At 55.1% G+C, this 11,819-nt stretch carries 7 protein-coding genes and 1 pseudogene; 5 read left to right on the forward strand and 3 right to left on the reverse strand.

What is annotated here, in order from left to right:
- Positions 1-284 precede the first annotated feature (284 nt).
- Positions 285-2,132 carry a phosphoadenosine phosphosulfate reductase domain-containing protein gene (locus tag ACFQDL_RS30825; protein WP_379913550.1) on the forward strand — a complete coding sequence of 616 codons (1,848 nt, stop codon included), beginning with the start codon at positions 285-287 and terminating at the stop codon, positions 2,130-2,132.
- Between the two features lie 229 nt (positions 2,133-2,361).
- On the opposite strand, the gene ACFQDL_RS30830 is transcribed toward ACFQDL_RS30825, so the two are convergent.
- Positions 2,362-2,499 (reverse strand): hypothetical protein, encoded by a 138-nt coding sequence (locus ACFQDL_RS30830; protein WP_379913551.1) that lies wholly within the window; start codon positions 2,497-2,499, stop codon positions 2,362-2,364.
- Between the two features lie 177 nt (positions 2,500-2,676).
- On the opposite strand from ACFQDL_RS30830, the gene ACFQDL_RS30835 reads away from it, so the two are divergent.
- Positions 2,677-3,726, forward strand: a complete 1,050-nt coding sequence (locus ACFQDL_RS30835; protein ID WP_379913553.1) for a hypothetical protein — start codon at positions 2,677-2,679, stop codon at positions 3,724-3,726.
- A gap of 283 nt (positions 3,727-4,009) precedes the next feature.
- Here ACFQDL_RS30835 and ACFQDL_RS30840 read toward each other — a convergent pair whose 3' ends face one another.
- Positions 4,010-4,360, reverse strand: a complete 351-nt coding sequence (locus tag ACFQDL_RS30840) for a hypothetical protein (protein ID WP_379913555.1) — start codon at positions 4,358-4,360, stop codon at positions 4,010-4,012.
- Positions 4,361-4,385: 25 nt separating this feature from the next.
- Positions 4,386-5,225, reverse strand: coding sequence for a hypothetical protein (locus tag ACFQDL_RS30845; protein ID WP_379913557.1), 840 nt, complete (start codon positions 5,223-5,225; stop codon positions 4,386-4,388).
- A 477-nt stretch (positions 5,226-5,702) separates the two neighbouring features.
- Here ACFQDL_RS30845 and ACFQDL_RS30850 point away from each other — a divergent pair, with 477 nt between their 5' ends.
- The 3 genes and pseudogenes from ACFQDL_RS30850 to ACFQDL_RS30860 all read left to right on the forward strand — a co-directional run bounded on the left by ACFQDL_RS30850 (position 5,703) and on the right by ACFQDL_RS30860 (position 11,728).
- Complete coding sequence (locus tag ACFQDL_RS30850; protein ID WP_379913559.1) at positions 5,703-5,933, forward strand: hypothetical protein; 231 nt, start codon at positions 5,703-5,705, stop codon at positions 5,931-5,933.
- Between the two features lie 203 nt (positions 5,934-6,136).
- Positions 6,137-8,320 (forward strand): annotated as a pseudogene (locus ACFQDL_RS30855) (Ig-like domain-containing protein); the annotation flags it as partial.
- Positions 8,321-8,329: 9 nt separating this feature from the next.
- On the forward strand, positions 8,330-11,728 hold the full coding sequence (locus tag ACFQDL_RS30860) for a hypothetical protein (protein ID WP_379914212.1): 3,399 nt from the start codon (positions 8,330-8,332) through the stop codon (positions 11,726-11,728).
- Positions 11,729-11,819: the final 91 nt, after the last annotated feature.

Here is an 11,819-nt window from a genome sequence, read left to right on the forward strand (position 1 = left end):
CATATCAAACTGGGTGATAGCGAGGATGCCATTGAGTTTTTCAACTTGATGCACAACCAACCCTAGAGAGCTTGCCGCTTTCTGGGACACTACTTGATACCAAAAGCGCTGGGGGAGATCCCCCGCTTTCCAAAAAGCCTAATCAGGAGAGGCTTTTTCGGAAAGTGCCATTGGCGCTTATGTGCGGTAGCTGGCCGCCACAAACAAACAGCATTCCATACTAACCCTACCGGGGGCCTGTCCCCTGATAGGGGCTAGCCTCCTCCTGAGTACTGGAGGCTATTATGAACATGATCGCTGTTTCCGCAGCGCCCAGAACAAATGCTGGACGCTTTTCAGAGATCATCGAGAAAGCTGAAAAGGCCATTGCCCAGATCGATGCTTTGTTCGAGCAGAACAGAACCATTCAGGTTGCGTGTAGCTTCGGCAAAGACTCATCCGCTGTTCTGGTCCTGGTCCTTGAGGCATTAAAGCGGCGTGTTGAACGTGGATCGCATTCGCAAACCATGTTTGTGTCACATGCTAATACTGGCATTGAAAACCCCGCGCTCGATATTTACGCTGAGGCAATGATGACTGAGCTTGATATGTTTGCAGCGCGATATCAACTCCCGGTAAAAGCCGTGAAGGTACAGCCCTCTCTTTCGGGGTCGTTTCAATATGCAACGATTGGTCGCGGCAAATTGCCGGTCTTTGTCGGAGCCCAGCGCTCGTGCAGCGTCGATTGGAAAATCAAACCACAAAGGAAAGCTGTTAAGCAATTGCTGAAGACCTTTCAAAATCCTGGGGATTTGGTAACACTGGTTGGAACCCGATTCTCAGAATCCAGATCTCGTGGTAACGCTATGCGTGAGCGTGGAGACAGTGCCACCAAAGTCACAGTGAATGACGATGGTAGTCTGAGCCAAGCTATTATTGCGGATTGGGAAGTGGACGATGTATGGATGCTGCTTATGGCCTGCGACAAAAATAGGGGAGGCGTCATACAGACATTTGTCGAGAACTTTAACTGGTGTTTGGATCTTTATCGAGATGCCAATGACGGAATGTGCGCCGTGATAACCGGAGATGGGGGGAATAAAGCTTCTTGTGGTGCGAGATTTGGCTGCGTATTTTGCACCGTGACAGGAGAGAAGGATCGTAGCTTAACGGCAATGATCGAAACTGATCCTAAGAAATATCGATACCTGAATGGTCTCAATGTTTTAAGGGATTTCTTGATTAAAACAAGGTGGGATATGTCCCGTCGCGATTGGTTAGGGCGTAGAGCTTCCCCTGCGGGATACATCGCTGTGACGGCGACGGCATATTCGGCAACGATGCGACGTGATCTGCTCCGTTACTTGCTCACGCTGGATATTGAAGAGGAGGAACGTGCGCTAGAGCATGACGGGCGTTTCACCACAGGTGAGATTGCTGATACAGAGGATAACCGAACATTATGCGGTCCGATGTTTCAGTTTATCACTCCCAAAATGCTTGTGGCCATCGACTTTGCCTGGTCAATGTCATTCGGAACAGACCATGCGTTTAGTGCATTAGCCGAGTGGTACGAAATTCGTGTCCTCGGAAAACGGTATCCGATTCCGGATATCGAGCCCTTCGAGCGAGGTGAAATTCCGTCAATACTTTGGTTTAAATTTGAGGAGTACGACTCCCCAGTTCATGAAGACGGCTTGATGGACTCTTATCTCGAAGCAACAAACAATAATCGCTATCCTGATCGACCACCAATGCGGACGATTCGAGACAAATACACCAACTCGAAACGCAGAATCGTGTATTACGAAGAAGCAGATGAGTTGACTGTAGATAGCATGGATGCGCTTCTTTTTGTTGATGAATTTGATAAAGAACTATATGACTTAGCAAAGAGCTTAACACCGAGTGATTCTGCAAAATTCTATCTTAATCGTGGTCTAGTCAAGCTAGCTAAGGGGCGTGCGCAGGACTACGATGAGATTCTCAGAAGAGCGCAGTATTGGACTCGGTTGCAAAGCAACCTCGGAGAAACTGATCTTCGAACCTTTGTCAGGCACCATAGCATCAGCGATGACGAGCACAGGGCTATTCTAGCGGAGCTGGAGCCCTCCAACGAGGAGGGTAGCGTAACCCTTGACTTGTTTAGCTGATATGTAAAGGCCCCCGCGAGTGGGGCCTTTTTTGTGTGCGCCAGGCACGGCGCAAAGCGCCTTGACTGGCGCTGTTCCGGTACGCGTGGTGGCGGCATGATGACTTGGCGGTGAAAGTCCGCTATCGGCCCGGCAAGGGGAACGATTAGCCGAACGGCAAGGGTGTCCATCGCGAGATGAAATCTGAAGGAAACTGCAGGCGAAGCACTGGCCCGACGAACCCAGGCAATCAACACCACTGGCGGGATGATCGAGGCAGCGCTAAAAACTCAGTGATGGAGAATCCTACAACAATCACGATCAACGCGATCACGTACCAGCCGGCATCCTCTCGTCTCGCTGTACGATACAGCTCCTTCTCGCTCATTAATGATTTCCTTTTCTGTCATTCCCAACCACGCGACCTCCAGAACCACAATCAGATACTATATGTGGTGATAGTCGCCGATTGACTAAGCACAACATGTAGTGGTAATGGTGCAGTTTCCGAGTAGCTGGTAGTTCCAAGGGAACGCTACTAGCCTGAATGCCGGAGGTGATTCATATGGAATGCTATCGGATCGATGAAAGCGGGTACACGGGGTTTGATCTGTTCAACCCCATACAACGCTTCCAGGGAGCCACGGCCATCGCTCTCAGTAATGAAGATGCTGAGTATCTAATCCGGCATTTTTTTCCTAAGCTGCAGGCAGCCGAATTGAAGTATCGGTCGCTTGTTAAGCGATCTTCCTACCGCCAGCCTCTTCTTGAACTAATCGGTACAGTGTTGTCACAGCATAAGTGTGTGACCTACGTTTGTAATAAACGCTACTTGTTAGTTCTGATGTTTTTGGACTATGCCGTAGAGCCTTTCTACTACGAACGCGGTTTTGACTTTTACGAGGATGGCCAAAATTACTCATTAGCCTCGCTGCTCTACACCGTTGGGCCGAGTCTATTTGGAAGAGAGGAGTTTGAGGCCTTACTGGCATCGTTTCAGCATGCCGTGAAGGTAAAGTCTGATAACTCGGTACGCGCCTTGGTAGAAGCGGCCAATCGCTTGAAGTGGCGAGAGCTGCCAGAAGCCTTGGGGCCGCTGGCGTATGCCTCGCCGGAATGCTTAGCTGCCATCGCAACACCGGGAGTAACTACAGACGCAGCTATGGTAGTACTGCAATCCCTGATAAGCCGAACGGAGATCATGTCGGACGGAGCGTATTGCATCGAACACGATGAGTCCAAGAACCTCCGGAACTATCACTCCTTACTTCAGCGGTTAATCGATCATCAGAATGAAATAGAGTTTAGGCAATCCGATATTGCGAGCATTAAATTCCCGCTCAAGCTGACCTCGGTCTCACAAGTGGATTCAAAGGTCAGTCCCGCCGTGCAGATTGCAGATGTCATGATTGGTGCGGCCATTGAGGCAGCAAACGGGCTGACTGGACTGCGTACCGCTTTGCTGGACCCAGAACATGTGATGTCGTTATACGCCGAACACCAGTTTATACATATGGTCCCGTCGATTGACTTTGAAGAACAGAAGCGACTCCGTCAAGGCACCCAGGCTTCAAAAGTAATCGACTACTTTGCCAAGAACTTCGGAGGGAAGTAGTAGGTGGATGAGTTATTTGGTCGGATCCGGAAAGGATATCGGTAATGTCATCACCTGCAGCAGGTTCCGAGGTCTCCTGCAGGCAACCTTGGGTCATGGGGTCTTCAGGTTATATAGCTTAATCCCACTTTGGCGTTAGATCGGCGTACGTTTGGTCTGTGGTACAGTGCGCGTCGATTCGCCTGCTTGGTAAGCAAGCTTGCGTATCGGTAGCCCATTCTCCTGGAAGAACGCCACAGCTGCCTCCAGCTGGTCTACAGCTTAAGTACCCGAACTCGTTGCCTTAATCAATAATGACAGACAGAATACCTTTTCCCCCTCCCGTATCCTCGACGGTCACGTTATAGGTGCCACGAGACGCTTTATCCTTAGGCTTGATCTGGAGGGTGGGGCCGAAGGGTGGTACGTGTTTGATTTCCAGAGCTGAGTCATCGTAACTGGAAACATAAGAGCCTGAACCGCCAGATATCTGTACTGACAGCAAAGGAGATTTGTCGTTACCGAAGGTAACTGTGGTAGGAACGAAGGTAATAGCCGTTCGTAGATTGGTCAGGTCTACACCACATGCTTCCGCCGATTGCTTGGGAATTTTTGGTGTATAGGTAGCAATTCCCAGTTCGACTTCGGCACTCATAGCGGCTAGTTCATTAAGGGAATTATCAAGATTGGATAATGCCTTGGCGAGGCGGTATCTCCGCCTTTTTTATCTCTGTTTCGGCACCGCCATTCTTGGTTTCACCTTCTGGACTATAGCCATGGGCTACGTACCCGCTCTCTAAGTGGGAATACATATCCAGAATGCCGCTGAGCGTACCTGGTAGCGCGCTCATGGATTGAATGGAGTCACCTAGGCCAGCATTTACGGAGGCATTGATTCGATTCACTGTGGCCACCAGTTCAAAGGGTGCATGATTGTAGGACGCGATGAGTTGTCCTGCAGTTGTGGCGGATGTCCGCGCCTCGTCAATGGACTGCCTCGCACTGGTAACCTTTGCTTTATCCAACTCCGTGAGTTTTGTAACCGTTTGGGTATTACTATCCAGCAGGACTTTCACTGTTTCAAGGTCCCTGCTGGTATATTTGATTTGTGTTCGGAGGTTTTTGACATCTGTGTCAAACTGTTTCATGTTGGCAGAGTTTGTCTGGAATGGGACCGACGCATCCACGGCGCACTGCACCGCCTTAATACCGAGGCCGTATATCTTGGTTCTCTCCGGTTGGGAGAGCCACTGTGACATACCATAAATAGCTGAGGCGCCGAGGGCGAAATCGGTCACATTAGTGGTGTGAGCATCGTTAATCGCAATGCCGGCAGTGTAGGCCGTAAGGGAGATTAGTCCTACCCCGCTCACAGAGGACAACATGGCTTGCTCGCCCATGTTTTCAACATACTTGGATTGAACTACATGGGCGCAATTCACTGCCTCTTGCATATCATTGGGCAAGGTCGAGCAAGGCTGCGATTCTTTATCCGGAGCCTTTGGGTCGACAAATTTCAACTCCGAGGAATTTACATACGGGTTAAGGAGACTGCAGGCTGTGAGATTGGTGCTGAGGGCCAAGATGATCATGCATGACCGCAAGGGAAATCAGCGAAGGTACCCTCTTCATAACGGTTACTTCCTTGTAGTTCATTAAGTATAAGACCTAGCACTAGATCTAATTGCGGTCAATGTTTCTAGCATTTTGAGACGGTACCTGATACGACAAAAGCGATTAGATGGAACATTTGTGGGAGTTATGTGATTAGTTCCCGCTATTGTGACAAGACGCTGCGACATCTTCTGCAGCAGATTTCGAGCTACCGGCAGATCGAAAGGAAACTAGCGATGTGTACGCAGCCCAGGACGGATCGCCTTACATCACCTCTCATCGATGTGACTGTGTGTCGCTCTTGCCAGGTAGATCAAAGTGGTTGCGGCTGCAGACATCCACCGTGCGGGCACCCAGCCTTTCGGCGAATCAAGGAAGGAATTATGTGGGGATCCGTAACCGGCGATATCGTAGGTAGCATCTATGAGCACGCTGATCTGAGAGGGCATAACCTGCCGCCTCTCTCGAAAATTTCGCGCTTTACCGACGACACGGTGCTTACCGTGGCCACGGCCGAGACCCTGCTGAAAGGCAGCCACGACTATGCCAAGCACTACCTGAGATGGGGTTTCGCTATCCGCCAGGCGCTAAAGATGGGGTGCCCGGACGCTTAAATACAGATGGTGTGAGAATCAAGCTAGTAAGACAGGCTTGAGGCTGTTAGTGAAGAAGACGTGTCAATCTAGCACTTCCTTGCCTTTTCGCCCTAAAAGGGCAATTGGACGCCCGTGGGTTGAGGTGACTCTTCGGTAGCCTTGACGGTGGATTGATCCACCTTGCAAGGGAGAAACCGATGAAATCACTCAAACGCAGAGCAATGGCCATAGCAGGAGCGCTGGCGTTGCTGACTGGGGGAGCGGCCCATGCCGATCTTCTAGAGTATTCCTTCACGGGAACGGAGGGCACACAGCGTACCTTAAAGCCAAGTGCCGCCTACACCACTTACGCGAACCCAACCGGTGCCTTATTCTTCGCCTTGAGCGCAGGTGTTGATCGGAAAGTTCGGATTTCCATCCTGGAGCCCACTGGACAGGTGGTTAGCAGCGAGACCAGTCAGCTGCTGGGGGCAAACGACCGTATCACAGTGGGCGGCAATGAGTATTATGGGGCATTGTTATCGTTGTCTGCCCCGCCAGAAGGCGAATACCAGCTCAAGGCAGAAATTGTGTCCTCGCAAGGGGCTTCGATACAGACTGAAACTTTCAGCTTCGACATTGACGTGACACCGCCTCAGGTCGGAGGTGAGTTCTACTGGAAGCCCTGGCATGACTATCATCGGAAGAATACAGACGGGAACTGGATTGTGAGTTTCCCTCACGCGTCCGATGCTGGATTCACCGACGTTACAGACTCAGGCACGGGGGTCTACCGAGCTGAGTTCACTTCCGTTTATTTAGATGGTGAGAATGCAGGAAAGGTCTATGCTGATAAAGTTCCTGCCAACATAACTTCAGATGGAAGAGTAATAATCGGCAACGATACTCAGTCAAGTATCAATGGGAAGTATATGCCGCTATTCTGGGGTAAAATGCGTTGGCACTATGATATCTACGATAGAGCGGGTAATAAAACCCGAGCTTCGACGGATGTCTATGTTGCGACAAAGCATCCTCCTACGCCTCCAGAACCAGTGGCTGTATATACAGGAAAGTCTACAAGCTTCATGGGGCTGGATGGCTTTGAAGCATATCAGCCAGGAATTGATATCTACCACAACCCTGTACGGGTTATCTATCGAGTTCCTCGTTCAGAGTATTACGGCGGAGGTGGAGATGCCGATATTTACGGGGCTTGGGTCTATCCTCCCCATGGTGCCAATACATCTAAAGTTATCAGTTCAGACAGCGACTATCTCTATCTTGATATTGTGGGGGCTACCGATGGGAAACTGATAGATGTCACTAGAACCTACATTCATGGGCCGTCAGGCTACAGGCCCCATTTGTTCCGGCTCGCTGTTAACTTTGCAACTGATGATATTCGCCCGCCCGAACCGGTTAAGCTTGAAGCTTATATAAATGGGCTAGCGCAGTGGATCGGGTCCAACTATAACATCAGCAAAGGGCAGACAGGCGGCACTTCTGATGCCATTACGAAGATCAGGTTAACAGTTGAACCTAGACAGTATGTGCAGAAATTTTCCGTTAATCTCTCCAGAAATGGCAATACCTATCTCGGTGAGTGTGAGGTCCCATCAGGCGGAACTATCTGCTTGATCGATATTAATCTGCCGTTCCCAGGTGACGATGTCGATGTGCATCATGCACGATTTGTGGTTACTGATGAAACCGGGCAGCTAAGGAGTAGAGAGGTTGTTCCTGTCTGGCGGTACGACGGCTCACCAGCACAGATCACGCATGTGACTAAAACGCCGGAAGTAAAGTGGATACACTACAGAGTCAAGAATGACTACAAGCAGCGTGTCTGGAGTCAAAGCAAGGTGATTACACAGGATCTGATCTTTCTGAACAAGGGGACAGGTCAGGAAACAGTAATTAACCCATATTCTGAGACTGTAAAGCCAATCAGTGCAGAGGAGGATGAGTATTGGGCATCGTTCCACTATGACACTATGGCTGACGGGATATACGATGTCTTTGCTTATGTCGAGGATGGGTTTAATACGAGCTCATCCAATAAACAAAAGACGAGAATAATCCAGGACTTAACTGTTGATGCGACACCTCCACAAATAGCAATCACTATCCCTAATGGGAATTCTGTGGCGACACTGGATGAGATTACCATCGATGTGACAGATGCACTCACAGCTAAGCCAACAGTTACCACGGTCAACCTAAAAGGTGGTCCTGCATCGGACAACGTGTACTTAGCGGTTCGTGCCGTATCAGATACGCAGTACAAGCTGGAGTATCCGGTGATGTTCCCTTCCCTCAAGGCGGGAGAGGCGTACACCCTCTCTATCGAGGCAAAAGACGCGCAGCAAAACGTGGCCAAAGCGTCTGTCCGGTTCGACTATAGCCCTCGCCAGGTATCACTGGCGGACGGCATGGACGGCAAGCTGATGGTGCCTGCGGTGACGCAGGAGTTCCAGCGCCAGGGCGGTGGGGAGATCATCCAGACCGAGCCGCTCACGCTGTCGGACGGGGCCGTGGTCTCCGGTACCTATGATGTATTCGCGACCTTGCGCTCGGATGCGGAGGTGCCGCTGGTGGTCAACGGCATCCGCATCGAACCGGGCCAGACCATGAGCGTCATGAGCCAGCACAACTTTGCCAGCTCGGGCGGGCGCATCAACCTGCCGCTGCGGCCTGCGGTGGCCGGGGTCGAGGGCTCCTCGAACCTGCTGGTGATGACTTCGGCACCGAACTCTCCGGTGCTGGTGCTGGACGTGAACACCTGGGTCGGCAAAGCCAAATTGTCCGCCGAGAAGTGGGCGGTGCGCCAGGTCATCGATCCGGTGAGCATTACGGCCTCGCCGGAGGCCGGAGTGGTCTGCCGCCTGACCAGTGACGAGACCGCTGCCCGTGCAGCGGACCCGGTGCGCGACCCGGTGTGTCTGCTGGAGTGGGAGCAGACCCCGGATGAAGCGGAGCAGGTGGAGGCCGAGGCCGGAGGCCTGAAGCTGACCTCCCTGCAAGGGCAGGCGGTGGCGCTGGGCGAGCAGCCGGTGAGCTACAGCCTGTACCTGTTCAGCGGCGATGGCCGCAAGATCCGTGTCGGCGGTGGTGGTGACATCCTGACGGTGAGTTCGGCGTTCGGTGCCGTGGCGTACCAGCCGCTGGGTGAGCTGGCCGAGGTGTACCGGGTGATCCAGGACTTCGATGTGCGGATGAAGCAGACCCTGGGGCCAGCCTGCACCCTGACCCTGGATGCTCTCCAGGCGCAGGACGCGGCGCAGAACCGCCAGATCGGCAGCCGCAGTAATACCTGTCTGTTCGAGTGGATCGAGATCCCGGACGGGATGCAGCAGGATCCGTACTCGGAGAGCCCGAACCTGTTCGGTGCCCTGCGCGAGAAGCAGACGCACATGCTGCGCTGGCGCGTGAGCATCTTCACCCGCAACGGCACCCGCGTCACGCTGGCGACCGAGAGCCATGCCATCGAGGCGGTGGATCCCCCGGCGCCGGAGATCGGCATTCTGTCGGAATACCACTATGCCGACGATCTGTACATGGTGCCGATGGCAGGCGGCTATCTGGGAGACGCCATCATCGAGGGCGAGCTGACGCCGATGGACGTGCGGATGAGCCGCGACGGCGAGGAAACCACCCACGAGACCTTCCAGCCGGGGCATGGCGTCAGCCACAAGGTGTTCCGGCGCATGGTGACCGAGGCGGCGGACCTGTGGGATGAGACGGTGTTCAACATCGCGGCGGCCTACAACATCCTGCCGGAGGTTGGCACCGAGCAGCGGGTCCGGGCCGTGGCGGTACCGGGTTACGACATCGCACCGCAGATCGACGTGGACGTGAGCGAGGCGCTGGACACGGCACCGCTGCCGGTCACGGTGCGTATCGGCAACCGGCTGATGCCGGAGGCCGCTTACGACGCGGCCACGATGGGCGAATGGCAGCTCCGGCTGGTGCGGGAGGAGCGGTTCGACGAAGTGGTGCCGATGACCGACTACGTGGATGCGCCGACCGGCGAGGTGCAGTTCAACCTGGACCTGAGCGGTATCGAACGGGCCGTGCGCCTGGTGGCCCAGGCCCGCCTGAAGAGCCCGATCGAGGGCTACGAGCGGGTCGAGAGCAGTCAGCGGATGTTCCTGACGGTGCTACGCGGTGGCGCGATTGACGCCAGCTTGGAAGGTCGCCGCCTGTCGGGCGCGGCGCCGTTCGCGACGGTGTTGCAGCTGGCGCTGGAGAACCGGGCGGATACCGCTGCGACCGGTGACGTGATCTGGGAGGTCAGCGCCGATGGCGGCAGCAGCTGGGAGAGCCATCAGGCGAACGACCGTAATCGGTTCCGTTGGTACAAGACCTACGAGAAGGGCGAGTATCGGGTACGGGCGAAGGTGATCAACGTGAACTCGGGCGCGGAGTCGTACACCGAGACGCTGGAGGTGATCGCCTACGACGCGCCGCAGGTGACCATCGACGGGGCGCGGACCCTGTTCGTGGGCACCGAGGCCCGCTACACCGCGACGGCGACGGGGCCGGATGGTGCGCCGCTGGAGGGCGCGGTCATCAAGTGGACACAGGACCGGGGCGAGACCTTCTTCCACGAAGGGCCGACCCTGACCCTGCACAGCGATACCGCGCAACGGTTCAGCTTCGAGGCCTGGGTGCGCGATGCGACTGCCCCGGATGACGACCGCTATGCGTACACCCGCGAGCGGGCGTATGCGGACTTCCGTCCGGTGAAGGGGCCGCGCGTGTTCATGACCGGGCCACGGGTGATCGAGACCGGCAAGGCGTACGACTACCAGGTGCGCCTGAGCCCGCCGTACAAGGGCATGGACGTGGAGCTGGCGGGCTACTTCACGCTGCCGAACGGCGAGACCGTGGACGGCGAGACGCTGCGCTACAGCCCGACCGAAGCCGACCTGGCGGCGGGCAGTATGGCGCTGGGCTACACGGCCTGGGTGAAGGGCTACCGCGATGCCGGTACCGAGGCGAAGCAGGACATCCGGGCGCGGGTCTGGGAATACGTGTGGCCCGACTTCAACCTGCACCTGCGCAGCAGCGCGAGCATGGCGCCAGCGGAGGTGACGGCACGGGTGCGCGAGATCGCGTTCCGGGGCCAGCTGGACGCGCCGCAGTACCGCTGGGAGTTGCCGGAAGGAAACGGGTTCACGGTGACCGAGGACCGCTGGGACGACATGCGGGGGCTCCAGATCACGGCGCCGGGGACCTACCCGGTGCGGGTGACGATCAGCGATGCCCGAGGCAATGTGGCCGTGGTCGAAGGGACGCTGGAGATCGGCGAGGCCCCGCCGTATGAGGTGGCGATCACCTACAGTGCGTCGAACGACCACAGCCGGGAGCCGCTGGAGCTGCGGCTGCGCCCGTATGTGACGGGCGGGCATCCGCGAGACCGGGTGGTGGAGCGCCTCTACCAGGTGGATGGCGAGGCGGTCGAGAGCAGCGGCTACAGCGCCCGGACGGTGCTGGAGCAGGGCCGCCATGAGGTGAGCCTGACCATCCGTTCGCAGATGGGCAAGGAGGTCACCAAGACGATGACGGTGGACGTGGCGGAGAACCAGCCCCCGGTGTGCTCGATCCGCGTGGATGACGGCTACAGTTCCTGGCGGCTGTATGCGGAGTGCGAGGACGTGGACGGCGACATGGACGCCTTCGAGTGGAAGGTGAACGGCGAGCAGGTATCGGTGCAATCGAACCGCCTGACGTTGCTGAAGAGCAGCTACGACGACGCGCTGCCGCAGGTGGAGCTGGTTGGTTACGACGATGCGGGCGACCCGTCATCGAGCGTGACGGCCCGGTAACCTGAGCGCGGAGGCCCGGTTCACGCCGGGCCTTTTTCTTTCACATGTGAAAGATTTCGACAAAGAGGGCTATTCGACCCAAATGGGCAAA

This window comes from Marinobacterium aestuariivivens (genome assembly GCF_042661465.1).
GTDB classification, from domain to species: Bacteria; Pseudomonadota; Gammaproteobacteria; order Pseudomonadales; family Balneatricaceae; genus Marinobacterium_A; species Marinobacterium_A aestuariivivens.